26 protein-coding genes and 1 pseudogene are annotated in these 26,218 nt (G+C 68.7%); 10 read left to right on the top strand and 17 right to left on the bottom strand.

Features of this window, described 5'->3' with window-relative positions; all coding sequences use genetic code 11:
- Positions 1-6 precede the first annotated feature (6 nt).
- From ACFTE1_RS11425 to ACFTE1_RS11400, 6 genes are all read right to left on the bottom strand, one after another.
- Positions 7-330: a YbaB/EbfC family nucleoid-associated protein gene (locus ACFTE1_RS11425; RefSeq protein ID WP_380624981.1), complete on the bottom strand. Its 324-nt coding sequence runs from the start codon at positions 328-330 to the stop codon at positions 7-9.
- Complete coding sequence (locus ACFTE1_RS11420) at positions 314-601, bottom strand: hypothetical protein (protein WP_380624983.1); 288 nt, start codon at positions 599-601, stop codon at positions 314-316. Before ACFTE1_RS11420 ends, ACFTE1_RS11425 begins: the two co-directional genes overlap by 17 nt.
- Positions 602-635: 34 nt before the next feature.
- The gene (locus ACFTE1_RS11415; protein WP_380624986.1) at positions 636-1,550 is read right to left on the bottom strand and encodes a hypothetical protein; all 915 of its coding nucleotides are present in this window, start codon (positions 1,548-1,550) and stop codon (positions 636-638) included.
- Positions 1,543-1,914 (bottom strand): hypothetical protein, encoded by a 372-nt coding sequence (locus ACFTE1_RS11410; RefSeq protein WP_380624988.1) that lies wholly within the window; start codon positions 1,912-1,914, stop codon positions 1,543-1,545. Before ACFTE1_RS11410 ends, ACFTE1_RS11415 begins: the two co-directional genes overlap by 8 nt.
- Before the next feature lie 79 nt (positions 1,915-1,993).
- Positions 1,994-2,824 carry a TetR/AcrR family transcriptional regulator gene (locus tag ACFTE1_RS11405; RefSeq protein WP_380624990.1) on the bottom strand — a complete coding sequence of 277 codons (831 nt, stop codon included), beginning with the start codon at positions 2,822-2,824 and terminating at the stop codon, positions 1,994-1,996.
- 86 nt (positions 2,825-2,910) lie between these two features.
- Positions 2,911-3,723 carry an NAD(P)-dependent oxidoreductase gene (locus tag ACFTE1_RS11400; RefSeq protein ID WP_380624992.1) on the bottom strand — a complete coding sequence of 271 codons (813 nt, stop codon included), beginning with the start codon at positions 3,721-3,723 and terminating at the stop codon, positions 2,911-2,913.
- A 128-nt stretch (positions 3,724-3,851) separates the two neighbouring features.
- Between ACFTE1_RS11400 and ACFTE1_RS11395 the strand changes: the two genes are divergently transcribed.
- The gene (locus tag ACFTE1_RS11395; protein WP_380624994.1) at positions 3,852-4,199 is read left to right on the top strand and encodes a winged helix-turn-helix transcriptional regulator; all 348 of its coding nucleotides are present in this window, start codon (positions 3,852-3,854) and stop codon (positions 4,197-4,199) included.
- A gap of 72 nt (positions 4,200-4,271) precedes the next feature.
- Positions 4,272-4,928, top strand: a complete 657-nt coding sequence (locus ACFTE1_RS11390; RefSeq protein ID WP_380624996.1) for a hypothetical protein — start codon at positions 4,272-4,274, stop codon at positions 4,926-4,928.
- 73 nt (positions 4,929-5,001) lie between these two features.
- On the opposite strand, the gene ACFTE1_RS11385 is transcribed toward ACFTE1_RS11390, so the two are convergent.
- Both ACFTE1_RS11385 and ACFTE1_RS11380 read right to left on the bottom strand, forming a co-directional pair.
- The gene (locus tag ACFTE1_RS11385; RefSeq protein WP_380624998.1) at positions 5,002-5,589 is read right to left on the bottom strand and encodes a hypothetical protein; all 588 of its coding nucleotides are present in this window, start codon (positions 5,587-5,589) and stop codon (positions 5,002-5,004) included.
- 90 nt (positions 5,590-5,679) lie between these two features.
- Positions 5,680-6,267: a pyridoxamine 5'-phosphate oxidase family protein gene (locus ACFTE1_RS11380; RefSeq protein WP_380625072.1), complete on the bottom strand. Its 588-nt coding sequence runs from the start codon at positions 6,265-6,267 to the stop codon at positions 5,680-5,682.
- A 272-nt stretch (positions 6,268-6,539) separates the two neighbouring features.
- Here ACFTE1_RS11380 and ACFTE1_RS11375 point away from each other — a divergent pair, with 272 nt between their 5' ends.
- The 4 genes from ACFTE1_RS11375 to ACFTE1_RS11360 are packed head-to-tail and all read left to right on the top strand — an operon-like array spanning position 6,540 to position 11,621.
- Complete coding sequence (locus ACFTE1_RS11375; RefSeq protein ID WP_380625000.1) at positions 6,540-8,009, top strand: pyridoxal phosphate-dependent decarboxylase family protein; 1,470 nt, start codon at positions 6,540-6,542, stop codon at positions 8,007-8,009.
- Entirely contained in the window at positions 8,006-9,286 is a 1,281-nt protein-coding gene (locus ACFTE1_RS11370) for a lysine N(6)-hydroxylase/L-ornithine N(5)-oxygenase family protein (RefSeq protein WP_380625002.1), read from the top strand. The genes ACFTE1_RS11375 and ACFTE1_RS11370 overlap by 4 nt, the downstream gene beginning before the upstream one ends.
- A complete protein-coding gene (locus ACFTE1_RS11365) occupies positions 9,283-9,855 on the top strand; it encodes a GNAT family N-acetyltransferase (RefSeq protein ID WP_380625004.1) in 573 nt (190 codons plus the stop codon). The genes ACFTE1_RS11370 and ACFTE1_RS11365 overlap by 4 nt, the downstream gene beginning before the upstream one ends.
- Positions 9,852-11,621 (top strand): IucA/IucC family protein, encoded by a 1,770-nt coding sequence (locus ACFTE1_RS11360; RefSeq protein WP_380625006.1) that lies wholly within the window; start codon positions 9,852-9,854, stop codon positions 11,619-11,621. The genes ACFTE1_RS11365 and ACFTE1_RS11360 overlap by 4 nt, the downstream gene beginning before the upstream one ends.
- 49 nt (positions 11,622-11,670) lie before the next feature.
- Here ACFTE1_RS11360 and ACFTE1_RS11355 read toward each other — a convergent pair whose 3' ends face one another.
- Positions 11,671-13,197, bottom strand: coding sequence for an alpha/beta hydrolase (locus tag ACFTE1_RS11355; RefSeq protein ID WP_380625008.1), 1,527 nt, complete (start codon positions 13,195-13,197; stop codon positions 11,671-11,673).
- A gap of 123 nt (positions 13,198-13,320) precedes the next feature.
- Complete coding sequence (locus tag ACFTE1_RS11350) at positions 13,321-13,842, bottom strand: histidine phosphatase family protein (protein WP_380625010.1); 522 nt, start codon at positions 13,840-13,842, stop codon at positions 13,321-13,323.
- A 177-nt stretch (positions 13,843-14,019) separates the two neighbouring features.
- On the opposite strand from ACFTE1_RS11350, the gene ACFTE1_RS11345 reads away from it, so the two are divergent.
- On the top strand, positions 14,020-15,066 hold the full coding sequence (locus ACFTE1_RS11345; protein WP_380625012.1) for an LCP family protein: 1,047 nt from the start codon (positions 14,020-14,022) through the stop codon (positions 15,064-15,066).
- Positions 15,067-15,122: 56 nt separating this feature from the next.
- Here ACFTE1_RS11345 and fdhD read toward each other — a convergent pair whose 3' ends face one another.
- From fdhD to ACFTE1_RS11330, 3 genes and pseudogenes are all read right to left on the bottom strand, one after another.
- Positions 15,123-15,932 (bottom strand): formate dehydrogenase accessory sulfurtransferase FdhD, encoded by an 810-nt coding sequence (gene fdhD / locus ACFTE1_RS11340; protein ID WP_380625014.1) that lies wholly within the window; start codon positions 15,930-15,932, stop codon positions 15,123-15,125.
- Positions 15,932-18,200: pseudogene (locus ACFTE1_RS11335) on the bottom strand (FdhF/YdeP family oxidoreductase). The gene fdhD and the pseudogene ACFTE1_RS11335 overlap by 1 nt, the downstream one beginning before the upstream one ends.
- A gap of 73 nt (positions 18,201-18,273) precedes the next feature.
- A complete protein-coding gene (locus ACFTE1_RS11330; RefSeq protein WP_380625018.1) occupies positions 18,274-19,005 on the bottom strand; it encodes a TetR/AcrR family transcriptional regulator C-terminal domain-containing protein in 732 nt (243 codons plus the stop codon).
- Positions 19,006-19,112: 107 nt separating this feature from the next.
- On the opposite strand from ACFTE1_RS11330, the gene ACFTE1_RS11325 reads away from it, so the two are divergent.
- On the top strand, positions 19,113-19,490 hold the full coding sequence (locus tag ACFTE1_RS11325; protein ID WP_380625020.1) for a VOC family protein: 378 nt from the start codon (positions 19,113-19,115) through the stop codon (positions 19,488-19,490).
- Between the two features lie 39 nt (positions 19,491-19,529).
- On the opposite strand, the gene ACFTE1_RS11320 is transcribed toward ACFTE1_RS11325, so the two are convergent.
- Positions 19,530-21,452 carry a BTAD domain-containing putative transcriptional regulator gene (locus ACFTE1_RS11320; protein WP_380625022.1) on the bottom strand — a complete coding sequence of 641 codons (1,923 nt, stop codon included), beginning with the start codon at positions 21,450-21,452 and terminating at the stop codon, positions 19,530-19,532.
- 167 nt (positions 21,453-21,619) lie between these two features.
- Here ACFTE1_RS11320 and ACFTE1_RS11315 point away from each other — a divergent pair, with 167 nt between their 5' ends.
- Positions 21,620-22,492, top strand: coding sequence for a GNAT family N-acetyltransferase (locus ACFTE1_RS11315; protein ID WP_380625024.1), 873 nt, complete (start codon positions 21,620-21,622; stop codon positions 22,490-22,492).
- A gap of 264 nt (positions 22,493-22,756) precedes the next feature.
- On the top strand, positions 22,757-23,395 hold the full coding sequence (locus tag ACFTE1_RS11310; RefSeq protein ID WP_380625026.1) for a hypothetical protein: 639 nt from the start codon (positions 22,757-22,759) through the stop codon (positions 23,393-23,395).
- 76 nt (positions 23,396-23,471) lie between these two features.
- Here the strand turns inward: ACFTE1_RS11310 and ACFTE1_RS11305 are convergent, their stop codons facing one another.
- From ACFTE1_RS11305 to ACFTE1_RS11295, 3 genes are all read right to left on the bottom strand, one after another.
- Complete coding sequence (locus ACFTE1_RS11305) at positions 23,472-23,705, bottom strand: hypothetical protein (RefSeq protein ID WP_380625028.1); 234 nt, start codon at positions 23,703-23,705, stop codon at positions 23,472-23,474.
- 311 nt (positions 23,706-24,016) lie between these two features.
- The gene (locus tag ACFTE1_RS11300; protein ID WP_380625030.1) at positions 24,017-25,255 is read right to left on the bottom strand and encodes an IS30 family transposase; all 1,239 of its coding nucleotides are present in this window, start codon (positions 25,253-25,255) and stop codon (positions 24,017-24,019) included.
- Positions 25,256-25,346: 91 nt separating this feature from the next.
- Positions 25,347-25,850 carry a hypothetical protein gene (locus ACFTE1_RS11295; protein WP_380625032.1) on the bottom strand — a complete coding sequence of 168 codons (504 nt, stop codon included), beginning with the start codon at positions 25,848-25,850 and terminating at the stop codon, positions 25,347-25,349.
- Positions 25,851-26,218: the final 368 nt, after the last annotated feature.

Raw genomic sequence — 26,218 nt, 5'->3', positions numbered from 1 at the left:
CAGTGTTCACTGCGATTCCCGGGCTGCTCGGAGCCGGACCTCCTGGAGCCTCGCGGCGTGGCGTTCCTGTGCCCGAGCGAAGGCCCGGGTGAGGATCGGGCCGAGCTCTTCCTTCAGCCGCATACCGACCGGCGCGATGGACACCTTGTCGAACTTGCCCTCTCCGGTGACGGTGATCGTGACGACCTCGCGGTCGTCGGTCGTCTCGGTACGGAGCTCTTCCATTTCAGCCCTGGCCTCTTTGAGCCTCTCGAGGCGCTCGCTCAAGTCCCGGTTCATGTCCTCGAACTTCTTCAGCATCGCCTGCGGGCTCTCAGTTTCGGACGCCATCGCCAGTTCCTTCCTCGTTGAACAGGCTCAGCACCTGTCTGCGGTTCTCCTCCTGCGCCTGCGCGGCGGCGTTCTCAACGAGGCCCAGAATCCTCTCCCCCAGCTCTTCGGACCCGAGTCGGAACGCGCGCGAGTTCAGCGCTATGTCGACGACTTCGGGTCCGGGTCTGCAACGGACGACGATCGACCTGTCGTCGCTCGCGCTCTCGCACTCTATGGACTCGGAGATCCGGCGCACGGACTCCGGGTCGAGTCTCGGCGGTGTGTTCATCTGTGTCGGCCTTTCCAATCTAGTGGTGTCGTCGTCAAGCGGCGCCGGTGAGCAGGTTCATGATGTCCTCGCCGTGGTCGAGGGTCTCCTCCAGCTGTTTCGTCAGGTCCGCGCCGGCCAGGAAGAGTTGGATGGCCTGGACCAGGATGGCCGCGAGCTGCACACCGTAACTCACGGTCATGATCTCCAGGTCCATGAGGATCGTGGCGACGGCGCCCCATCCCTTGGTGAAGACATCCTTGCCCGCGTCGATGATGGCCTCGATCAGTTCCGCGATGAGGTCGTTGAACATGTCGATCAGGCGCTTGGAGAAGTCGGAGAAGATCTTCAGGAGCTCACCCACTTGGGTGGCGATGTCACTCGTCGACTGAGTATGGTCGATGAAATCCTGGATCCGGGTCACCGCACCGTCTCCGCTGTGGCTGGACCAGGCCCCGACGATCGACTCGCCCGCTTCCGCGTACGCTTCCGCCAGGGAGTTGAGCGACTTTCCCGCCTCGGTCCACATCTCCGAGGCCGTCTCCAACCGGCGCGGATTGCCCAGGACGTAGCCGTAGGCGTCCTCGATCGGCTGGATGGTCTTCGTCAGTTCCTCCAGGACCGTCCCGACCAGCCACCCGATGAGGACGCCGATATCCTGGTTGGCGATTCCTTTGAAGTCGTCGACCAGTCCGTCGATCTCCTTGGCGACGTCCAGGATCGCCAAGACGATCGCGAAGTAGTCGTCGCGGGACGCTTCGCCGTTGAACAGTTTGACCCACGGCTCGCGGCCGTCCTCTGAGAAGAGGGTGTCGGTGATGTTCAGCGTTCCTCCGACGAGCGGCACTTTGCCGCCGATGTTCTTCGCGTGCTCTTCGAGGTCGCCGTTGACGATGGTTCCGCTGAAGAAGGCCCCGTTCTGCTGCGGGGCGTCCGAGAAGTCGACCACCTCCCCTTTTCCGTCACTCATCGAGGAGCTCCTCGATGAGCGCGTTGAGGTTCTCGGAGGAAGAGGTGTCGGCCTCCTCCACCTTGTCACAGGCCTGGTCCATGAGGTTCTTCAAGCCTTCGCCGGCGGTCGTCATCTCCCTCAGCATGGACTTGACGGCGTCCGCCGTCGTGAAGTACTGGAGGGTGAAGGGCTGTCCCGCCGCGCCGAACAGCGAGGCGTCTCCCTCCGACTCGCCCAGGTAGTCGGCCACGAGGCCGAAGTCCGCGGAGAGCTCTTGGAGCCTCCCCGCGCTGGAGCGGACCTTCTCGAGGTCTATGTCCACATTGCCCGACATGTCATTCCTTTCGTCGATGTCCGCAGAGACGGTGACTCGGAATTTCATGTCGGCGTCATATCAGGACCCGTTCGAAGGGAAGAAGTTGCTGTCCTCACACCGGATTCACACCGGATTCACACGGGTTTCACGCCTGCCCGGGGTCGCCGGCCAGCGCCGCCCGCGCCTGCTCGACCCGCTCCTCCGTCCACTCCACGTCCGGATCGGCCTCCAGGCACATCCCGACCATGCCCGCCAGGGCCAGGCCTTCGAGGCGCCAGCGCCGGCGGCCGGCGCCCAACGGATCGGAGTCCGGCACCGTCTCGGCGAGCGCCGGCACGGTCGGCGCCATGAGCAGGACGCCCCGGAAGGCGGAACTGGCCATGGTCGCCAGGTCGTCGAAGTCCAGACCGGCCTCGGGCTTGATACGGATTCCCAGGACGCCGCAGAAGAAACGGTAGGAGTCCGCGATGCGGCGGATGAAGCCCTCCTCGGATCTCGCCAACGCCTCGCGCACCCGCTCCCTGAGCGGACCGTCGTCGAGGCTGAGGAACGTGGCGTGTAGGGCGAGATACGTTCGCCAGGCGCGGGATCCGCGGGCGCCGTCGAAGTCGTTGGACCGGCGCACGATTTCGACGGCGATCTCCCAGCGCCCCCGGGCCGTGTCCGCCAGGGGCGCGAGCTCGGCGGCGAGTTCGCGTGCGGGGACGCGAGAGAAGACCTCGCCCAGTTCCGCCGGCTCTACCCCTTTGGCCAGTTCGAGCAGGAGGTCGTTGAAGAACTCGTCCTTATTGGGCCAGCGGCGGTAGACGGCCGCGCGGGCGACTCCGGCCTCGCGGATGACCTTCTCCAGGCTCAGGTGCTTGAGGCTGACGGTCAACCCCGTGTCGTGGACGAGGTCCATGGCCGCGCGCAGGGTGCGCTGCTCGGTCTCCTTGTCCGACAGGCGCGGGCGCCTGGGCTTGGCGGACGGCGGCATGGCGGGCTCCTCCGGCTCGAGACTCGGTGTCGCCGCCAGGATACCGCTCGGTCGACGGTCCTCTCGGCGCAGTCGCCGCGGAGGCGTCAGGCGGCCCGGGCGGCGTAGTGGTCCCGGACCGCTCGGACGAGGAAGGCGTCCACGCCGACCTCGGCGCTCGTGTCGGCGGCGTGCCGGGCGCTGGCCTCCATCATGCGGTCGGGCGCGAGCTCGGCGTTGACGTCCTCGGACGTGGTGGCCAGCACCGGAACGAACGCCTTCAGGACGTCTGTCAGCCTCTCCAGGTGGGGGACGAAGTCCTCGGCGGGCACTCCCCAGCCCTCGAACGTGGCGGCGGACTGCTCGACGGCGAGCGCGAAGGGGTGCACCACGCTCAGGAGCGCTTGGTTGTAGACCTGCGCGAGGCCCGGATCCTCCCCGAAGTAGTGCCGCGGTCCGAGCGGGGAGAGCAGGGCGGCGTGCCGCTCGAAGACGTCGCGGCGCCCACTGAAGAGCACATGGGACAGCGGGTGGGAGAGGTCGTCGCCCACCGACATGAAGGCCCCGGAGAGGTAGTCGCCTCCCCGGCCGGCGACCCAGCGGGCCGCTTCGCGGGCCTGCGGAGGCGTGCCGGAGGAGAGGTTGACGACCGTCTTCTCGGCCAGGAGTCGCTCGACCGGGCCGAGGACGTCGTAGAGCGCCTCGTGGTCGGTGAGGCAGAGCAGGACGGTTCCGTTGGCGCTCACCGCTTCGGCGGGATCCGAGGCGATGGTGGCCTCGTCTCGGAAGGGTTCGGCCTTGGCGGCGGTACGGTTCCAGAGGGTCACGCGGTGGCCGTGGGCGAGGAGGGTTCGGGCGGCGGCCCGCCCGACGGGGCCGAGGCCGATGAGCGTCGTCGCGGGAATGTCGTTGTTCTCCATGGTGTTCGTCCTTTCGCGATCGTTGGCGCGGAGACCTCATCATGGCCCGATCGGTGAGCGCGGCGGAAGACCGCACTCGCGGGTCAAGAACTGACCGAAACGTACGTAATGACTTCGGAGACGGTGCGGTGGAACGACAGAGAGACGCAGATCATGGACACGGCGCGGCCATTGCGATCAAGGCCGTGGAGGGCAAGTGGAAGGTGCACATCATGGGCGTGGTCAACACCGGAAGCCTCCGCTTCGGCGAGATCGCAGAGGCCGTCGACGGTTTGAGCGAGAGGGTCCTCGCCAGGCAGCTGCGGCAGTTGGAGCGCGACGGGATCGTCGTCAGGACGGTCCACCCCGAGGTGCCTCCGCGTGTGGAGTACGCGCTGACCGCCGCCGGCCTGGCGCTCGCCGAGGCCCTGGGGCCGTTGGCGGAGTGGGGCGAGGAGCTCCGACTGGGGTTGCTGCGGAGCGGCCGGGACGACTGAGGATTCTCCGTTGACGGCCTCCGCTATATTGAGACATAATGTCTCAATAAGGAGACCGAAGGAGAACGCCTTATGACACAGGGAAAGAGAATATTCGCCTATCTGGGAGAGGGGCTCTTGGCGCTGGTCGCCCTGGCCCTCCTCCTCACCGGGCTCACCCTCCTGGCCATGACCGACGACCGGGGCCGTTTCACGGTCGAGGAGGAGGACTTCAGCGCCGAGGGCGACGTCCTGGTGGGAGACTCCTGGGACGAGTCGGTGTACCGCGTCGGCGGGGTGATCGAGTCCTCCGAGGTCCGGGTCGAGCTGGACGGGGGATCACCGCTGTTCGCCGGATTCGCCGCGAAGGAGGACGTCGAGCGGTTCCTGGAGGGCACCGCGCACACTCTCGTCCACCGGGCGACGAACGCCCAGGGCCCGACCTCGGAGGCCGTCGCGGGCGCGAAGCTCGCCGAGGACCCGGCCCAGGCGGACATCTGGGTCGCGTCGGTCGAAGGCCAGGGCCCGCAGTCGCTCGTTCTGGACGCCGCCGGCCTGGAAGGCGAGTACGTGCCGGTCGTGGTGAACCTGGAGGGCGGGGACTCGACCTCGGGGTCGCTGGCGACGTATTACGAGGTGCCGTTCCTCGGCACGGTCACGTGGTCGCTCATCGGGGTCGGCCTGGTCGGACTCGCCGGCTCGGTCTGGCTCGTCGTGCGCACCCGCCGCAAGGCGGTGTCCGCCGCGTAGCGTCGGGGACCGCTGCGCCCGGGTCCCGCGGGCCCGGGCGTACGGCGTCCGTCGATCGGCGGCTGTCGTCCCCTCACCGCTCCAGCGGCGGCGACGAGGGCAGCACCATGTCCTCGAATCCCGGGAGCGGGTTGAGGATGCCGACCTGGAAGAACCGGGCCCGCTCGCCCCACTCGCCCAGGTCGGGCGAGTCGTCGAGGATGTCGGTCCAGGCCGCGTCCTCGGGCTCGGCCGAGGCCCGGTCCGGATCGGTCTCCCAGAGCCGCAGCCAGGTCCGGGTCACCATCTCGTCCTCGTAGACGGGCAGGAGGTTGCGCGGTCGGAGGACGTGCCGGGCCGCGGAGGCGACCTGGCGCGCGAGGTGGTCGGCGCCCTCGCCCACCGCCATGGATCCGGCGATGACGACATCGTTGAGCGCGTATGGCAAGGCGTCGTAGTAGTCCGCCCGTTCCAGGCGCACCGACCCGAGGGAGGGGAGGCACGTCCCATCGACGGGATAGGCGCGGCCGTCGTGGATCCTGCGCCACTGCCGCCCCCGGAAACCGGGTTCGGAGTAGAGGACGGCCCGGGGAGGCCTGGTCAGCCGGCGCCGCACGGCCAGGAGTCCGCCGACGGCGGCGCCGGCGGCCAGTGCGCCCAGGATCTTCTTCCGCTGTGCCATTCCATCAGTGTGGGCCCTCGCCGCCGCCGGGTCAATGCCGGAGGGGCGGCCCGTACCGTACGTGGAGCGCCCCGCTCCGGTCCCGGCCGGTCAGTCCCGGTCGGGGCGCGGCGGCAGCGGCAGGGGAAGCGCGGGCAGTCCGTCGACGCTGCGGCGGTTGGTCTCCTTGCCCTCGCTGTACTCGCGGAAGCCGTCCTCCCCTTTGCGGTCGAAGAACTCGGCGTGCAGGTCGCGCTCGGAGCGGTAGTCCATGAACGGCACGGCGTAACCACAGGAGTCGCTGACCCGCTTGGCCCGCACCAGGATGACGGCCCGGACCCCGACGCCGTCGGCCTCGGCGAAACGTCCGATGAGGTCGGTGAAGCGGGGGTCGTCGCGGTAGACGGCCTCGCCCTCCCCGTGGACGCGAAGGATCTTGGGCGGCCCTTCGAAGGCGCACCACATGAGGGTGATGCGGCCGTTCTCGCGCAGGTGGGCGTGGGTCTCGGCGTGGCTTCCGCCGAAGTCGAGGTAGGCGAGCGTCGACTCGTCCAACACGGCCAGGGTCCCCGAACGGCCCTTGGGGGAGAGGTTCACGCTGCCCTCGGCCGAGAGCGGCGCGCTGGCGACGAAGAAGACCGGCTGCGCCTCGATGAAAGTCCTCAGGCGGCCGGTGATGTTCTCGTAGACCTTGCCCACGGTCTCCTCCTGGCGATCGGGCTCCGCGGAGCGCCTCATTCGTACTAGCGCCCACAGTAGTGCGGAATACAAGGGGCGGCGAGCGGCGATCCCGCACAGTGACCCCCTTTTGGCGTAGATCACACAGCGCGGGGGTGTTGCCATGGAAGGTGGGTAAGGGTAGCCTAACCTAATGCTTGAGGCATGGCCCCCTCCCGTTTCAGCACTCGATGTGCCAGGCCCTCACCGCTAAAAGGACACCGCCACAAGGCAACCCCGAGAAAGGATCGCCCATGGCATGGACCGAGCCGGCCACGGCGCCCAGACCCCGCGCTGACGCCGACCGACCGACCTCCGCCCGCGACCAGATCTTGACGGGAGCCGGCGCCGCACGGTACCGCAGCGCCGTCCACGACGCGGTCAACCGGATCGCCCACCGCTTCACCGAGGTGAAGCAGCCCTTCACCGGCGTCTCCCACGACGAGATGCGCCGCCGCCACGAGAAGATCGACCTGGACCGCCCGCTGGAGGACCTCGCCGCCGCCCTCTCCGAGCTCGACGAGGTCTACCTCGACGACGCCGTCTGGTTCCACGACCCCAAGTACCTCGCCCACCTCAACTGCCCGGTCGTCCTCCCCGCCGTGGTCGGAGAGGCCTTCAACGCCGCCGTCAACACCTCCGTCGACACCTGGGACCAGAGCGCCGGGGCCACCGTCATCGAACAGCGCCTCGTCGACTGGGCCTGCGGCCTGGTGGGCTTCGGAGAGGAGTCCGACGGCGTCTTCACCTCCGGCGGCACCCTCTCCAACCTGCAGGCGCTCTTCATCGCCCGCGAAGAGGCCCAGGCGAAATGGGGAGCCGACTCCCTGCCCCGCCTGCGGATCATCGCCTCCGAGGTCGGCCACTTCTCCGTCCAGAAGGCCGCCCGGCTGCTCGGACTCGGCCGGGAATCGGTCGTGGCCGTACCCGTCGACGGCGAACAGCACATGGACCTCGCCGCCCTGCGCCGGGCCCTGGACGACGCCGAGGCCGCCGGCGACCACGTCGCCGCCGTCGTCGCCACCGCCGGCACCACCGACTACGGCTCCGTCGACCGCCTCCGTCGCATCGCCGAGATCACCGACGGCCGCACCGCCTGGCTCCACGTCGACGCCGCCTACGGCTGCGGGCTGCTCGTCTCGCCCACCCGCCGCCACCTCCTCGACGGCATCGAACTCGCCGACTCGGTCACCGTGGACTTCCACAAGTCCTACTTCCAGCCCGTCAGCTCCTCCGCCGTGCTCGTCAAGCAGGGCGGGAAACTCGGCCACACCACCTACTACGCCGACTACCTCAACCCGAGGACCAGCCCCGAACCGAACCTCGTCGACAAGTCCCTGCAGACCACGCGCCGCTTCGACGCGATCAAACTGTGGCTCACCCTCCGGGCCATGGGCCCCGAGCAGATCGGCGTCCTCTTCGACCAGGTCTGCGACCTGGCCGACGACGTCTGGAAGGCCGTCGACGCCCACCCCGACTTCGAGACCGTCACCGGCCCCAGCGAACTGTCGACCGTCCTCTTCCGCCTCAAAGGGGACGACGAGCTCCAACGCAGGGCCCGCCGCGCCCTGGCCGAAGGCGGAACCGGCCTCGTCGCCGCCACCGTCCACGAAGGGCGCCAAGTCCTCAAGCTCACCCTCCTCAACCCCCTGACCACCGTCGCGGACGTCATGGAAGTCCTCGACGGCCTCGCCGCCCACAACACCGAAGGACCGAACCAGTGAGCACCGAAGAACGCGACTTCATCGCGATAGGCCTGGGGCCGTTCAACCTCGGCCTGGCCTGCCTCACCGAGCCGATCGACGACCTCGACGGCGTCTTCCTCGAACGCAAGGAGGAGGTCGACTGGCACCCCGGAATGCTCCTGCCGGGCACCACCATGCAGGTGCCCTTCATGGCCGACCTCGTGACCATGGCCGACCCCACCAGCCCCTACAGCTTCCTCAACTACCTCAAACAGGAGGAGCGCCTCTACCCCTTCTACATCAGGGAGTCGTTCTTCCCCCTCCGCAGCGAGTACCAGACCTACCTGAAATGGGCCGCCTCGCGACTGTCCAACCTGCGCTTCCGCCACGACGTCCACCGCGTCACCCACGCCGACGGCCTCTACACCGTCCACGCCGACACCCCCGAGGGCGAGCGGACCTACCGCGCCCCGCGCCTGGTGCTGGGAACCGGGCCCGCCCCGTACGTGCCCGAGTCCTTCGCCCCGGTGGCGGACAAGGTGGTCCACTCCGGCGACTACCTCCACCGCCGCGCCGAGATCCAGGAGGGACGCTCCGTCACCGTCGTCGGATCGGGCCAGAGCGCCGCCGAGATCTACCGCGACCTCCTCGGCGACGCCGTCGACGGCGGTTACACCGTCGACTGGGTGACGCGCTCGCCCCGCTTCTTCCCCATGGAGTACACCAAGCTGACCCTGGAGCTGACCAGCCCCGAGTACGTCGACTACTTCCACGCCCTGCCCGGATCCGAGCGCGACCGCCTCAACCGGGACCAGAAGAGCCTCTACAAGGGCATCAACGGCGAGCTGATCGACGAGATCTACGAGCTGCTCTACCAGCTGGACCACGACCACGGCTCGGTCCCCACCCGGCTGTGGACCAACTCCGAGGTCACCGCGACCGCCGCCGGCCCCGCCGGAGCGAAGCTCTCGGTCCGCCACGTCGAGCAGGAGAGGGACTTCGCCCTCGACACCGAGCACATCGTCGCCTGCACCGGCTACTCCTACGCGATACCCGGCTTCCTCGACCCGGTCCGCGACCGCTTCCGCATCGACGAGCGCGGCCGCTTCGAGGCCCACCGCGACTACACCGTCGACGCCGACCGGTCGGTCTTCGTCCAGAACGCCGAACTGGCCACCCACGGCTTCGTCAGCCCCGACCTCGGCATGGCCGCCTACCGCAACGCGCACCTCGTGCGCACCATGACCGGCAAGGAGCACTACCCGATCGAGAGGCGCATCGCCTTCCAGGAGTTCGGAACGGGGGAGAACCGATGAGCGACCGCGTCTTCGAGAGGATCGACCCCGCCCTGGGCGAACTCGCCGTCCGCCCCGTCGGCGACGGCGACGCCGACCTTCTCGCCCGGTGGTTCCGCCACCCCAAGAGCAGGTTCTGGATGGCCCAGGACGCCACGCCCGAGTCGGTGCGAGCCGAGTTCCGCGCGGCCGCCGCCGACCCGTACATCGACGCCTACATGGGACTCCACCGGGGAGCGCCCCGCTTCCTCATCGAGGTCTACGACCCCGAGCACAGCGAGCTCGCCGGGCGCTTCGAGCACGAGGTGGGCGACATCGGCATGCACGTCCTCAACGCCCCCACCGACACCCCCGTCCACGGGTTCACCCGGGCCGTCATGCGCTTCACCATGGACTACCTCTTCGAGGAGCGCGGAGCGACGCGCGTCGTGGTCGAGCCCGACGTGGAGAACACGCCCATCCACAAGCTCAACTCCTGGGCCGGCTTCACCGCCGACCGCACCGTCCCCCTGACGGGCAAGGAGGCACTCCTCAGTTTCTGCACCCGCGAGGCCTACGCCTCCTCCGCCGCGAAGGGAGCCGCACAGTGAACGACGCGACCGCCCACCTGAAGGCCGAGGCCTGGACCTCGGAGACCCGCCGCCTCCTGGCCAAGGCCCTCGGCGAGTTCGCCCACGAGCGCCTCCTCGAACCCGAGGAGGCCGAATGGGGCTACCTGGTCCAGGGCCGCAGGCTCACCTGGACGTTCTCGGCCCGGCGCCTCCCGCTCGACCACTGGGACGTCGACCCCGAGAGCGTCACCTGCCTGCTGGACGAGGAGCCGCAGCCGCTGGAGGCCGGCGTCTTCTTCGCCGACTTCGCCGAGGCCCTCGGCATGAGCGACGAGGTCCTCCAGGTCTACCTGGAGGAGGTCGCCGCGACGGTCAACCGGGGCGTGTGGCAGCGCTCGCGGCGCCAGCCGACCGCCGCCGAGCTGGCTCGCGCTGACTTCCAGACCGTCGAGGCGGCCATGACCGCCGGACACCCGTGCTTCGTCGCCGGCTCGGGGCGCATCGGCTGGAGCGTCGAGGACTACGCCGCCTACGCGCCGGAGGCCGGCGAGGCCGTCCCGCTGGTGTGGGTCGCGCTGGACCGCACCCACGCGCTGTTCTCCAGCACCGAGGGGACGCAAGAGGAGACCATCGCCGACTTGGCGGCGGGGGACTGGCCGTGGCTGCGCGAGCGCCTGGCCGCCCTGCGGCTGTCGCTGGAGGACGTCGTCGTCCTGCCGGTCCACCCGTGGCAGTGGCGCCACAAGATCGCCACCGGCTTCGCCGCCGAGATCGCCTTCGGGCGCGTCCGCTACCTGGGCGAGGGCACGGCCGAACACCAGGCGCAGCAGTCGATCCGGACGTTCTTCAACCGCTCGAAGCCCACCGCGCCCTACGTCAAGACCGCGATGTCGGTGCTCAACATGGGCTTCATGCGGGGCCTGTCGACCGATTACATGGCGGTCACCCCGGCGATCAACGACTTCGTCGCCGAGCTGGTCCACTCCGACGACACGCTCCGCAAGACCGGTGTGCGCGTCCTGCGTGAGCACTCCGCGGCCGGCTACTGGCACCCGGTCTACACCGAGGTCGCCCCGAAGGGGTCGCCCTACCGGAAGTTCCTGGCGGCGCTGTGGCGCGAGAGCCCGGTCGAGCAGACCTCCGAGGGCGAGCAGCTGGCGACCATGGCCTCGCTCCTGCACGTCGACGGCGAGGGCAATTCCCTGGCCGCCGAGCACATCCGCCGCTCGGGGCAGGCCCCGGGCGAGTGGCTCCGCTCCTATCTGGACGCCTACCTGGTGCCGCTGCTGCACTGCCTGTACAAGTACGGGCTCTGCTTCATGCCCCACGGGGAGAACGTCATCCTGGTGCTCGACGAGGGCCGCGTCGACCGCGTCTTCATGAAGGACATCGGGGAGGAGATCGGCTTCCTCAACGGCGTCACCGCTCTGCCCGAGGACGTGGGCCGCACCGCGCACGAGGTCGACGACTGGGAGGTCCCGTTGACGATCCTGACCGACGTGGTGGACTGCTTCCTGCGGTTCCTCTCGGCCATCCTCGACCGCGAGGACGTCCTCTCCGCCGAGGCGTTCTGGACGGTCGTCGGCGACGTGGTCCGCGACTACCAGGCGGCCCACCCGGAACTGGAGGAGCGTTTCGAGCGCTGGGACCTGCTGACCGAGACGTTCCGGCTCTCCTGCCTCAACCGTCTGCAGCTGCGGGACAACACGTCCATGGTGGACCTGGAGAACCAGTCCGACAGCCTGCAGTACGCCGGGGAACTGGACAATCCGCTCGTTTCGCGGAGCGGGGCCGGACGCTCGTAGAACGCCCGGCCCCCGGCGATCGCTCGACGAGTTATCGCCGGTGTCGGTCTCAGTAACGCGGCAGGACGGATCCCGGCGAAACCGGGGCGTCCAGCGACTTCACCCGGGGTGCGCCCGGGTTCGGATCGGCCGGCGGGCAGGAGAGTCCGTCGGCCGGCTCGACGCCGTCCATGAAGTAGCCGTCGAGCGCTGCGTCGACGCAGTCGGAGCCCAGGCCGTAGATGGTGTGGCCGAAGCCTTCGTAGGTCACCAGCGGGGCGTCGGCCTGCTCGGCGGCGGCCACGTTCCACTCGTAGACGGTGGCGAAGTCGTTGACCGTGCCCACCATGACCAGCGGTACGTCATCGTCGATCACGAAGGGGCGGCGCGGGTTCGAGGGCTCGCCCCGGTAGCCGTTGCAGGTCAGGGCGTAGCTCGCGTAGTGCGACCACTCCACGTTCGGGTAGGACTCGGCCAGGTCGGCGCGGATCGCGTCGTACTCGCGGTAGTTGCGCGTCTGGAAGTCGAAGTCGTTGCACCAGACGGCCTGCATGACCTGGTTGGTCTCCTCCTGGGCCGCCACGGTCTCCGCGATCGCCGGCTCCAGCGGGTCGGCCGAGCCGGTCTCGTTCAACTGCTTCAGGAAAGTCCCGCCGTACTGCCAGTACTGGGTGTATCCGGTGATCGCGACCATGGACGAGGAGAGGCCGTAGAAGTCCAGCGGCGCTCCGGCGTACTCGAGCTCCCCGGCGCGGGCCTTCTTCTTCACCTCGTCGTAGACGGCCGAGACGTCCTGACCGGACAGGTCGCAGGCCTCGGACCCCGTGCACCACTCGGCGAACTGCAGGAAGTTCTCTTCGACGGGTGCGACCTCGGAGAACATGAACTCCCTCGCCGAGGGCAGCGCGTGGTCCATATTGCCGTCGAGGACCATGGAGCCGACGTTGTCCCCGAACAGTTCGGCGTACTGCTGGCCCATGAGCGTGCCGTACGAGGCGCCCAGGTAGTTCAGGTCGACCTCGCCGAGGGCGATCCGGATCGCCTCGATGTCGTGGGCGGTCTGGTAGGTGTCGGCGTACCGGGTCACGCCGCTGGAGCGGAGGTCGCAGTCGCGCTGGACCTCCCGGCCGAGCCTGCGGTTCTGCGCGTACTCCCGCGGGCCCTCCGGGTTGAGGGAGGCCGTCCACTCGGCGGTGAGGTCGGTGGAGCACATGATCGGGTCGGAACCGCCGACGCCGCGCGGGTCGAAGCCCACGATGTCGTAGTTCTCCCGCAGCGCCTCGGAGCCCATGGACTCGTTCTTCACGGCGTTGACCCCGCTGCCTCCGGGGCCGCCGGGGTTGATCACGACGCTGCCGAGCCGCGCGTCGGGGTCGCCGGCGCTCATGCGCGCCAGGGCGATCGTGGTGGTCGGGCCTTCGGGGTCGTCCCAGTCGAGGGGGACCTCCAGTTCCGCGCAGTCGGCGGCGGGCTCGTCGGCGCAGGCCCGCCAGTCGATGCCCTCTTCGTTCGGTGCGGCCTGGACGGCGGTGGCGGTGGAGAGGACCACGGCTCCGCCGAGCAGGCCGGAGATGATGAGTCGTCCTGGGTGTTCCACTCGGTCTCCTTTCGATTCACTGGAGGCGAGGGAATACCGTGTATCCCCTCGCCTTTGCGGCGAACCCTACCGGAGAATCGAGAAATCGGCAACCACGACTATGGTTGCGGCCCAGTGATATCGTCAGAGGCGCTCGGGTCCGTCGCCGTCGATGCGGACGGCGTCGGGCATGGTCAGCCCGCTCCAGAACGCGATGGGGTCGTCCAGGCCCCGGGTCCGCGACAGCCACAGCGTCATGGCCATGCCGTGGGTGCCGATCACCAGGGAGCGGCCGGCGGCCAACTGGCGGGCGTTGGCGAGGCCCGTCTCGAAGCGGTCGACGACCTCGTCGGGGTCCTCCCAGCCCTCGTGGCGCTCGCCCGAAAGATAGGCGAGGCGGCGTGACTTCCAGTCCCGGCCCTCTTCGGAGTGCGGGCGGTGGACCTCTCGGAACTCCTCCATCGTCTGGGCCGCGCCGAGCGGGGCCAGCGTCTGGACGGCCTTGGGCTCGGGGCTGGAGACGAGGCAGGGGAGCGCGACGGTCTCGCGGACGAGGCGCGAGCACAGCGCTTCGGCGGCCATGCGCCCTTCGGCGCTCAGGTGCCAGGTGGAGGGCGGGACTTCGCGGTCGACCGCGGGGTAGGCGTGGCGTACGAGAACGATCATGCGCCTCATTGTGTCAGGCCCGGAGCCGTTTGCGGCGCAACCGCCACGGCTCCCCGGGGCGGCCCGTGTTTCACACAGGGTTACGAGACGGTACCTGCGGAAACACCCACCAGGGTGAAATTCGTTAGAGGGCCGCAACTACAATGGGCTGAACATCGGCGATAGGAAGACGACAATATGCCCGGAGCCGCTCCCACACCCCGCTCCCCCTGGTGGTCCAAGCTGCTGGTCTGGACCGGCGCCCTGGTCATGCTCGTGGCCGGCGGTTCGGCCGCGATGGTGCAGGTCAGCATCAACAAGCTCAACGACGCCGTCCAGCAGGAGGACATCCTGGGCGACAACCGCAAGGACATCGACACCGCGAACCTCGAGGGTCCCTTCAACTTCCTCGTGCTCGGCGTGGACGAGCAGGGCGGCGGCATGCGGTCCGACACCATGATGATCATGCACATCAACAAGGAGCTCACCGAGGCCTCCATGATCTCCCTGCCGCGCGACCTGCGAGTGGAGATCGCCGACTGCGGCTACGGCCAGCCCTGCCTGGACAAGCTCAACGCCGCCAGCTCGATCAGCGACGACTGGGAGGTCAACGAGGCCAACGTCATCGAGACGATCAACAACCTCACGGGCATCGAGTTCCACGGCGCGGTCAAGGCCAACTTCGACGGCTTCCTCGACCTGATCGACATCGTCGGCGAGATCGAGCTGTGCCCCTGGCACGAGATCACCTCGATCCACGGCAACAACCGCTACTTCCCCGAGGGCTGCAACATGTACGGCAAGGACGAGGCCCTCGACCTGGTGCGCCAGCGCAAGGGCTGGAGCTGGGACGAGGACTGGGCGTCGGGCCGGGGCGGCGACTTCGGCCGCCAGGCCATGCAGCAGCAGGCCATCATGGGGATCCTCAAGGCGGCCAAGGACCAGGGCTTCCACAAGAACCCGGGCAAGGCCGTCGAACTGCTCAACAGCTTCGGCGACAAGCTCACCATCGACATCGGCGGCGCCGACCTCACGGAGTTCATCGTCGCCATCCGCGGCATCGACCCGGAGAAGATGCACAAGATCCAGGTGCCCTCCGAGCCGCAGACCATCGACAATGTCAGCTACGTGGTCATGAACCCGCAGAAGGGCCAGGACCTGGCGGCCGACGACCTGTGGCAGGCGGTGGAGAACGACACCCTGCAGGACTGGTCGGCCGACAACCCGGACTGGGCCAAGGCCTAGGTGATTGCTTCCCGCCGCCGCCGACGCTCCGCGCGGCGCCGACGGGAAACGTTCACCTAGGCGACTCCGCCGATCCTCTCGGGGCGGGTGTAGACGTTGTAGCGCTCGCCCCGGTTGAAGGCCACCAGGGTCATGCCGGCCTCCTCGGCCAGCGAGACGGCCATCGAGGAGGGCGCCGATACCGCCGAGACGACGGGAACGCCCGCGAACGCGGCCTTCTGGACGATCTCGAAGGACGCCCGGCTGGTGACGGCGAGGACCGTCTCCGACAGCGGCAGCGCGCCTTCCCGCAGCGCCCAACCGACGACCTTGTCGACCGCGTTGTGCCGTCCGATGTCCTCGCGCACGGCGAGCACCTCGCCCCGGAAGTCGACCAGGGCCGCCGCGTGGGCGCCGCCGGTCTTGGCGAACAGCTCCTGTCCGGGCTTCATGTCCTCGGCCAGTCCCGCGACGACCGAACCGTCGACGGTGCGGCCGTCCTCGGGGACTCGGACCGCGCGCCCCGCGATCTCCTCGACGGTCCGCTTTCCGCACACCCCGCACGAACTGTTCACCAGGTGGCTTCTCCCGCAAGGGGCCTCGACGCGGGCAGCGGTCCGCACCTCGACGATGTTGTACATCTCCGTCCCGTTGAGGCGGCAGTACTTGACCGAGACGAGGTCGTCGGCCTCCGCGATGACCCCTTCGGAGTGCAGGAATCCCGCCGCCAGGTCGAAGTCGCCCCCGGGGGTGCGCATGGTGGTCGAGTACGGTGCTCCGTCGACGCGGATCTCGAGGGGCTCCTCGACGAGGATCTCGTCGCCGCGCCGCACCGTGCCCTCGGCGCGGACCATGCGCGTGCGGCGCTTGACCGTCCGGCGTCCCATCAGGCGCGCTCCAGCCGGATCGCGATCGACTTGGACGCCGGGGTGTTGCTGCCCTTGGCGACGGCGTCGAGCGGCACGAGCACGTTCGTCTCCGGGTAGTAGGCCGCCGCGCACCCGGGAGCGGTCGGGTAGTGCACGAGGCGGAACCCCCTCGCCCTCCGCTCGGCCCCGTCGGCGCCGGTCGACACCATATCCACAGTGTCGCCGTCGGCGAAGCCGAGTCGTTCGGCGTCTTCGGGGTGGACGAACACGACGGTGCGGCCGTGTTTGACACCCCGGTAGCGGTCGTTGAGCCCGTAGACGGTCGTGTTGAACTGGTCGTGCGAGCGCAGCGTCTGGAGGATCAGCTCGTCCTCGGCCGCCTCCGGCGCGGTCAGTCCGTTGGCGGTGAACTCGGCCTTGCCCGACGCGGTGGGGAAGGCGCGGTTGTCCCTGGGCGGGTGGGGGAGCGCGAACCCGTTCCTCTCGCGCACCCGTCGGTTGAAGTTCTCGAAGCCGGGCACGACCTTCTCGACGAGGTCCCGGATCCGGTCGTAGTCCTCGCTCAGCGCGGCCCAGTCGACGTGCTCGTCGTCGCCGAAGAGCTTCTGGGCCAGGGCGGTGACGATCCACGGTTCGCTGCGCATCTCTCCGCTGAGCGGAGGGATGCGCCCCTCCGACGAGTGGACGACGCCGAAGGAGTCCTCCACCGTGACGAACTGGCGACCGGCCGGCTGTTCGTCACGGTCGGTCCGGCCCAGGGCCGGAAGGATGAGCGCCCTGCGCCCGGTGGCCAGGTGCGAGCGGTTGAGCTTGGTCGAGACCTGGACGGTGAGGCGGCAGGAGGCGATCGACTCCTCGGTCGGCTCGGTGTCGGGCGAGGCGGCGATGAAGTTGCCGCCCATGGCCATGAACACTTTGACGGCGCCTTTCTTCATGGCGCGCAGGGTATCGACGGTGTCTAGTCCGGGTTCGCGCGGGGGCGCGAACCCGAAGGTCCGTTCCAGGGCGTCGAGGAACTGCGGAGTCGGGCGCTCCCAGATGCCCATGGTGCGGTCGCCCTGGACGTTGGAGTGGCCTCGGACGGGGCAGACGCCGGCGCCCCTCTTGCCGATGTTGCCCCGCAGAAGGAGGTAGTTGACGACCTCGCGCAGCGTGGGGGACGGCGTGGCGGTGCTGGGTGAGCCCCATGGCCCAGCAGACGATGACCGAGTCGGCCTCTCGCGTCCTCTCCGCGAGCCGTTCGATCTGGCCGCGATCCAGCCCGGTGTGGGCGAGCACGGTCTCCCAGAACTCGTCCTCGGGTTCGGCCAGGAGTTCCTCGCGGTAGGCCTCGAAGCCGTTGCAGTAGCGGTCGATGAAGTCCGCGTCGGTGTCGCCGGACTCCAGGATGAGGCGGTTGAGGGCGCTGAAGAGGGCCAGGTCGCCGCCGACGCGGACCGGGACGTGCTCGTCGGCAAGGTCGACGCCCTTGCCGACGAGGCCGCGGACGGTCTGGGGGTCGTGGAAGCGCTTCATGCCCGCCTCGGGGAGCGGGTTGACGCTGACGATGGCGGTGCCGTTGCGCTTGGCCTCCTCCAACGCCGAGAGCATCCGGGGGTGGTTGGTCCCCGGGTTCTGGCCGACCACGAGGATGAGGTCGCTGGAGTGGAGGTCGTCGAAGAGCACCGATCCCTTGCCCACGCCGATGGTCTCGGTCAGGGCCGTGCCGCTCGACTCGTGGCACATGTTGCTGCAGTCGGGCAGGTTGTTGGTGCCGAAGCGCCGTACCAGCAGCTGATAGAGGAACGCCGCCTCGTTGCTCGTGCGGCCGGAGGTGTAGAAGGCCGCCTCGTCCGGGTCGTCGAGCGCCCGCAGTTCCCCGGCGATGATGTCGAGCGCCTCGTCCCAGCCTATAGGCCGGTAGTGCTTGGCGCCTTCGTCCAGGACGAGCGGTTCGGCCAGGCGGCCCTGCTGCTCCAGCCAGTAGCCGGACTTCCGGCGCAGGTCGGCCACGGAGTGCTCGGCGAAGAAGTCGCGGCCGATGGAGCGGCGGGTGACCTCGTTGGCTATGGCCTTGGCGCCGTTCTCGCAGAACTCGGCGGGGCGGCGGCGGTCGGGGTCGGGCCAGGCGCAGCTGGGGCAGTCTATGCCGCCGTCCTTGTTGAGCGCCTTGAGGACCGGCAGCCAGCGGTTCGGTCCGGCCTGTTTCTGCGCCATGCGGACGCTGTTGAGGACCGCCGGGATCCCCGCCGCGTCGTCTTTCGGCCCGGTGGTCTCGAGCCGCCGTTCCTCTGGGTCCCTCGCCATCGTCTACCCCCGTCGTACGTCTGGAATTGTCACCATAGCCGACTGCCCCGGGCACCGGTCGCGGTGCGGGGCCTCATTCGACGAGGCCGGCCAGTCCGTCGAGGGCGCGGTCGAGTCCGAAGCGGAACGCCGTCTCGGGGTCGTAGGCGCTGCCCTGCTCTTCGGCCGCCGCCTGGCCGACCCTGGACGCGAGCGGATACCGTTCGGGCGTGACCGTCTCGGCCAGGAGGGGGCCGTTGACCGCCCACCATTCCTCGTCGCTCAGTCCGGAGTCCTCTTTCACGGCCTCCGCCTCGGCGGCCGCGCGCGCGGCGCCGTGGACGAAGGTCAGGAGGAACGACAGCGCCCTGTCCCTGTCGGGGTCCGACAGGCCGGTGCCGTCGAAGGCGTGGAGCTCGTGCTCGTACTTGCGCATCACGCCGGGGCCGAGCGGCGGCCGCGACGGGGCGGCCGTGGCGATCCAGGGGTGCCGCGACCAGAGCCGGTAGTTGTCCTCCGCCACGGCCCTCAGGCGCGCCCGCCAGTCCCCGCGGGCCTTTTCCGGCTCGTAGTGCAGGTAGAGGTAGTCGATCATGAGGTCGACCAGCTCACCCGTGCCGGGGACGTAGGTGTAGAGGTTCATCGTCGACATGCCCATGGCCGAGGCCAGGCGTCGGATGGTGAGCGACTGGAGCCCCTCTTCGTCGGCGAGTGCGATCGCCCGGACCACGATGTCGTCGAGGCTGTGCTTCTTGCGTCGTCCCCTCGTCTCGGGGCCGGGCCTCCTCCACAGTAGGCGGAGTTCGGTGGCGGAGCGGTCGGTCATGGTTTCATCCTAAGCAATGGCGTACATCATACGGAAATTAGGAGCGGAACTCTGGCGCGTCAAAACGTACTGTGTATAATTTACAGCGTACAAGAAAAGGAGCCGCCATGCAGATCACCGACACCGCCGTTTCCCTGAACGTCGAGAACCCCGAGGCCTCCGCCGAGTTCATGCGGAAGCACTACGGATTCGAGGTGGAGATGTCCGCCGACGGATTCGTCTCCATGCGCCGCCCCGACGCGGGCGTCAACCTCGTCTACCTCCGCACGGGCCTGTCCACCTTCAAACCCGAGACACTGGCCGGCAAGCGCGCCGACGGCCTCCTCGTCGTCTTCGTCGTCAAGGACATCGACAAGGAGTACGAGAGGCTCAAGTCCGAGGGAGTGGAGATCACCACCCCCATCGAGACCGAGGAGTGGAACGAGCGCTACTTCCAGGTCACCGACCCCAATGGAGTGGTCGTCCAACTCGTCGAGTGGGTCTGACGGGCGTAATCCGCCCCAGTACCCCGCGTGCGGCGGAAGCTATGCCAACGAGCGCAGCAACCGCCGCACGCGGTCGGTCCTCCGCAGATCTCCGCGCCCGGCGTGGAAGTCCGCCGCGGCGTTCCAGTCCTCCTCGGCCAGCTGCGCCTGCCCGACGGCCCGGTGCGCCGCGCCCCGCCGCACCAGCGCCTCCGCCCGGTAGAGGACCGCGTCGCACTCCCGGTAGTACTCGATCGCCCTGGTGTTGCACCGCACCGCGTCGCGGTGGTCGCCCCTCGCGGCGGCGATCACCGCGAGCGTGTCGTGGGTGCGCCCCAGCGGGTACGGCTCGGAACGGCGTTCGAAGTACACCAGCGCCGACCGGCAGTATTCCTCGGCCGGACCATGCTCGCCCCTCTGCGACAGGGCCGTCCCCAACGCGTAGTGCGCCTTGGCGACCGCCAGATCGTCGCCCTCCCTCCGGGCCGTCGCCACGGCCGAGCGCGCCGCCGCCAGCGCCGTGGCGCGAAGCCCCGCCGCACCGCTCAACACACTGGTCAGCCAGTGCACGTCCGAGACGCGGACGGCGTCGCCCACCGACCGCGCGATCCCCAGCGCCCTGCCGAGCCGGGAGGCCAACGGCGCCAGGCTGTCCCGCACCGCGTACAGCGCCACCGCCTGGAGGAACAGCGCGGTGATCAAGAGGTCGTCGTCTCCCAGGCCGGTCGCGGCCTCCTCGGCGCTCTCACCGGCCTCCAGGCTGTCGGAGAAGTTCCCGCGCAGGGCGCTGCGGTATCCGCTGACGAGGTCGAGGCGCCACCTCTCGTCGGTCCAACCGCGCTCGCGGGCCAGCCCCCGGGCATGTTCGAGGTTCTCGGCGTCCCTTCCCGCAGGATGCGTGGTGCGCTCGCCGTCGCCGTGGCCCGCGGAGGGGAAGCGGAAGAAGCCGAAGGAGCCGAACCTCTCGCGGGCGTAGTGCGCGACGAACCGGCGCAGGGGCTCCTCCTCGTCGGCCGTCGTCGACGCCATCGCGAACGTCGCCCGGAATCGGCCCCCGCCCTCGTCCAGCACCAGGCCGGTGCGGACCTGCTGGTCGAGAACGGTTCGGCACTGTTCGCGGGGGAGGCCCGTCATCGCGGCGACTGTGGGGACGTCGATCCACTGGGAGGACACGAGGCTCAGCGCCCGCGCCACCCGCTCGCCCGCGCTGGGCGTGACCGTCGCCCGCGGACGGGGAGAGCCGACCGCGCCTGCGGGCGCCTCGCCGTCCAGCAATCGGCGGTGCAGCAGGCGCGTCGGCTCTTGGGGCTCGGCACCCAATTCACTGCGGAGCGCCTCGCGGAGCCGGCCGTATTCGGCGAACGCCTCGTGCTGGCGGCCGGCGGTGAACAGCACCGTCATGAGCTGGCGCGAGACGCGCTCGTCGAAGGGGTGGTCGTCAACGGCGGCGCTCAGTTCGGGCACGAGCCCGTCGGAGTCCCCGCGGGCGATGATGGCGTCATTGCGGTCCAGCCAGACCTGCCGGCGTTCGACGCCGAGAGTTGACTGGAGCGTGTGGAACCAGGGGCTGTCGAGGCCGGCGAACGGCTCGCCGCGCCACAGCCGCAGGGCCGCTTCGGCGTCGGCCAGGTTCGCGACCGGGTCGCGGCGCGCGCGTGCGGCCAGGTCGCGGAACCGGTGGAGGTCCACGGAGTCCGGGTCCACGCGCAGGCGGTAGCCGCCGCCCACGCGGTCGACGTCGGCGTGGCCGGCGAGGAGACGGCGGAGCCGGGAGGCGTAGCCCTGCACGGTTCGCTTCGCCGAACGGGGTAGTGCGGAGCCCCAGACGCGCTCGCAGATTTCGGAGTCGCCGACCCTGGTGCCGCGTGCGACGAGGAGGGCGGCGAGCACGGCTTGCCGCTTGGCGGGGCCGAGGTCGAGCGGGGCGCCGCCGATATGGGCCTCGATCGGTCCGAGGAGTCGGAAATCGTTGTGTCCGAACATGATCGCGCTGCCTGTCGTTGAGGGGTGGGTGTCGGTCCCTCATTTTATCCGCGGAGCCGCGACGTTTCCAGTGAGTTGTCTCGGGGGCGTGGACTCACCACCCCTTCGGAGCCGGCCGAGCGTAAATCACTTGCCGCCGGTCGGCGTCGTGGTGTGCAATCACAGATATGGAAATCGCATTGGAAGAGCCCCGCGTCGACGGGATGAACGAAGTCCTGGAAGCGCTGCGCGAGTGGCAGGTCGAAGGGGCTCCCATGCAGCTGCACCCCGGCGACATCGGTTGGTTCTGGCAAACCGGCGCGGAGGCCACGGCCTCGGCCGTCCGGGTGTGGCGGCGCGACGGGCGGATCGCCGCCGTCGGGCTGCTCGACGGTCCGGACCTCGTGCGGCTGACGATCGACCCCGACGCCCGACAGGACGCGGACCTGGCAGACCGGGTGGCCGAGGACCTGGCCGAACCGGAGCGCGGCGTCCTGCCCCGAGGAAGTGTTTATGTCGAGGCGCCGATGGACGCCCTGCTCCAGGACGTGATGCTCGGGGCGGGCTGGAAGACCGACGAACCGTGGACGCCGCTGCGCCGCGACCTCGCCGAACCGGTGGAGGACCCCGGCGTGCGCGTCGAGGTAGTCGGGCCGGAGCTGGTCGCGACGCGGGCCGCCGTGCAGCGGGCCGCGTTCGAGGGTTCGAAGTTCTCGGACGAGCGCTGGCACGCGATGGCCGCGGGGCCGCAGTACTCCGACGCGCGGTGCCTGGTCGCCTTCGACGACCGGGACGACGCGGTGGCGATGGTGACGGTCTGGTCGGCGGGACCGGGAAGGCCCGGACTGCTCGAACCGATGGGCGTGCACCGGGACCACCGCGGGCACGGTCACGGCAAGGCGATCACCGTCGCCGCCGCTGCCGAGCTCCGGCGGATGGGGGCGTCCAGCGCCGTCGTCGGCACCCCGAGCTCCAATACCGGTGCCGTCGCCACCTACGAGGCGGGCGGGTTCAGGCCGCTCCCCGCCACCCGCGACCTGAGCCGGGTCATCGGTAGCTGAGTTCCGGCGTCCGTTCCGGACGCCGCTCTCCGCCACGCGGCGCAACTCCCCGCCTTGGCGGATCGACGACTGAGCCTTCCTTCGCGGCGAGACCTACGGGACCGTCCCGCTCGATCAGAACAGCTGGCCAGTCGTCAATGTCCTGCCCGCATCGGCGTAGGACGTGACTTCAGCAGCATGGCGGTATCGAAGGCGGTCGCCGAAGCCGCGTCGGCGGCTATTGGTGCCGTGCCCGTCTTTCCGCCTACTTGAGAGGATCCTCCCTTGAGCCTTCCCGACCTGCAGTCCGCCTTCGCCCAGGCCTGGTCCGACCCGGACAACCTCAGCCTGGAGGCTCCTCCGCTGGACGTCAACGCCGTCCTGGCCGACCGCTACATCCTGGCCGAACCTCTGGCGTTCACGCGGACGATGCTGTGGGACATGGAGGTCCGCAAGGCTCGCCGCCCCGATCTGTTCATACCCTCGGTCGTAGAGAAGGGCTCGGCACGCGCCTGGGTGCCCGAGGAGTGGAAATGCGCCGGAGGGGACCAGTTCGTCCGCACCAGCAACCAGCCCGACTGGGACGATCCGGAACGGGTCTACCGCGTCATCGAGCAGGTTCATCTGGACCACGACGCTCGCAAGGTCACCTTCATCGGGGTTTCCGAAGTCGAGGATGACACCGGGACCCTGGTCGAAGCCGGGGAAGGCCGACCTCTTTTCCACGTGGAGCACGGCACCTCCGGAGAGGAGGAGCGTCCGCTCAACACATGGCGCTGGACCTTCGAGTCTCCGGAGGACCGCGGGCACCTGAAGGCGCTGATCGAGGAACGGGCCGCTAACGGAGGCCGCCTTCCCGAGTACGTGGAGGTCTATATCCGCGACGTGCTCGGCATCGGCCTGGAGTTCAACCAGCCCTCCTAACTAGGGACCGTGAAGTGCCGCTCCGGATCCGGGTCGGGAAACGGGCGGCGTTCCCGACGGGCCCTGGCCACCCCGTCTATCGGATGGTGGTGACGGCCAGAACCAGGGCTGCCGAAATCGCCAGCGGGAGTGCCGCCGCGGCGAGGACCACGAGTGCGCATCCGCTTCCCCGCGTCTGGTTGCCGGCGCTCCACTCTCTGCGCTCCCGCTCGTACCTGTCCCGTTGGATCGCGGCACCGATCTCGCGTCCCAGACAGTAACCGCATCCGCCGGAATCCTTGGTGCGACCGCATTTTCCGCATGTGCCCATGAGAGCTCCTTCCGGCATTCTAAATATAGAACCATCTTCTACTATGACGAGGCATGCCGGAGAAGTCCACCCAACCGGCCCGTGCTTCCCTGACGGCCGCCCCCAGCCGTTGCGGGGCCACGGCGTAGCGAACGGCGGGGTGGGTTCATCCCCGGTCGGGAGTTCTTCTACGGGCCGGTCACCACCTTTTCGTGGTCAGCGGCAGTCTGGCCGCGCAGAGTCGGCATAGATTGCGTCCCAGCAGTCCTGGAGACACAGCGAAGGCCCCGCGACCGCCCGGCGGATTCTAGGGGTGGTTGCAACACTGCTGGTTATTCGCTGCTGGTGAGGAGTTTAGCAAGGCGCTCGGCTGGGGTTTCCCAGCCGAGCGTTTTGCGTGGGCGGGAGTTGAGTTCGGCAGCGACGGCTTCGAGCCGGTCACGGTCGTGGACGGACAGGTCGGTTCCTTTGGGGAAGTACTGGCGCAGAAGGCCGTTGGTGTTCTCGTTGGAGCCCCGCTGCCAGGGGCTGGCCGGGTCGCAGAAGTAGACGGGGATGTTGGTGGCGATGGTGAACGACCGGTGGGCGGCCATCTCAGATCCCTGGTCCCAAGTCAGGGACATGACGAGGTGGGCGGGGAGGGTCCCGACGGTGTGGACGAGGGCGTCGCGGACGGAGACGGCATCATGGGTGGCCGGGAGGTGGAGCAGCATCACGTAGCGGGTGGCACGCTCGACCAGCGTGCCGATGACGGACTTGCCGTCCTTGCCGATGATGAGATCGCCTTCCCAGTGTCCGGGGACAGCCCGGTCGGCTACCTCGGCAGGGCGTTGGGAGATGTTGACCATGTCCTTGACCGCGCGACTTCGTCGGCGGTCGGCCTGGCGGTGGGGCTTGCGCATGGCACGGCCGGTCCGTAGCGCAGCAGCGACCTCGCGACGCAGGCCGCCCCGGGCTTGGATGTAGAGCGCCTGGTAGATCGTCTCGTGGACCACGTGCATCTCCGGTCGGTCGGGAAAGCGCTTTTTGAGCGCGTTGCTGATCTGCTCGGGGCTCCAGCATAGGTCCAGGTGATGCTGGACGAATCTCCGCAGCTCACTGTTCACGGCGATCTTCGATGCTTTGGGGCGGGGCCGGCGCTCGTCACAGCGCCGCTGCGCGGCATGGGGACGGTATTCGCCAGAGGCAGGATGGGCATTGCGACGCAGCTCCCGGCTGATCGTCGAGGGAGAGCGTTCCAGTTCGCGGGCAATATCCCGGACTGAAGCGCCTTCGCGTCTGCGGTCGGCGATGACGATCCGGTCTTCTTCGTGCAGGTAGCGCGAGGGTGGCCGTGGTGAAGAGGGCAGCAAAGGGGGCTCCGCCGCGGTGATTGGCGGAGCCCCCTTGTGCTTGCCGACCGGGTTGCGGCCGTTGCGCCAGCGCTTGCCGGTCCTGGGATTGACTCCCACGATCTGGCAGGCCTCTTTATAGCTGTATCCCTCGTTCACAAGCTGCAAGTATGCAGCCCGCTCACGAGCGAGTTTCCTCGGTCCCTGAGGCCTCCGGTCCCTTCGAACTTCAAAGTCCATTGCAATCCCTTGTAGATCAAGGTGTTGCAACGACTCCTAGAACCCAAGGATCTCCGACGGGGCCTTCTGTTGCCGTTGCGTCGAGGACGCGCTAGCCGCAGTGGACGCGGGACAGGTACCTGCCGGTCACTTCATTTCCACCGGGAAGTCCGACGGTGCCGTCCACGTCGATGCACTCCCCCGAAAGGTTGTAGCCGCGCGGGGTGTATACCGGCCCGGCGTAGTACGAGAAGGCGCCGCTGTCGGAGTCGACTCGCCCGGAGGAGGAGCTCGGGTTGATGGACACTCCCTTGTGTCTCTTGAGGCCGTAGGTGGCGCCGGTGCCGTTCGTGACGGCGCAGTTCCGCTTGGATGTAGAGGACCAGTAGACGTCGATGTAGGCGACCGTACCGTAGTAGCTGTCCTTGATCGGGTAGTGCCCGACCAGGGCGTACGACGAACCGCACGGGCCGGCGGCCGAGGCGGTTCCGGGGATGGCCACCGCGGAGAGGGAGAAGGCGGCGATCGCAGCGAGCGCCACTGCCAGCCTTTTGGCCAGGCGGCCGCGCCCGGCGGACGGGGTGTCGGCGGGGTTGGAGGGCGTAGTGGTGTTCAAGGAAAACTCCTCAATGTCGGTGTTGCCAGACCATTTCGGACGGCATACTACGTCAAGTATATCCATGTTGGATTCTCTTGTGCGGCAAGGGAGTCGCCTTGTCGAATACGCCATGCGCAAGTAGGTCCCCGCCAGAAACCAGGCCGCGACTCTCCTCGAAGCAGTGAATCGGCCTGCTGGTCTTCAATCCCACGTTGACGGCAACGGTAGTAAATACAATAGAAATAATCATGTCAATATAGCGAGATCTTCTTCGCCTTCGGCAGTCAGTCGAGCTATTTCGCTTTCAGTTCGAGTTCCCACTGGCCATGAGGCGATCGCGTATGAATTCGCTGGCCGCAGGAGCGGGTTTCTGGCAAAATCGGGCC

This window comes from Salininema proteolyticum (genome assembly GCF_042685645.1).
Classification (GTDB): Bacteria; Actinomycetota; Actinomycetes; order Mycobacteriales; family Micromonosporaceae; genus Salininema; species Salininema proteolyticum.
Note: the sequence above shows the minus strand (reverse complement) of the source record. Positions and strands in the feature narration are given on the sequence as shown.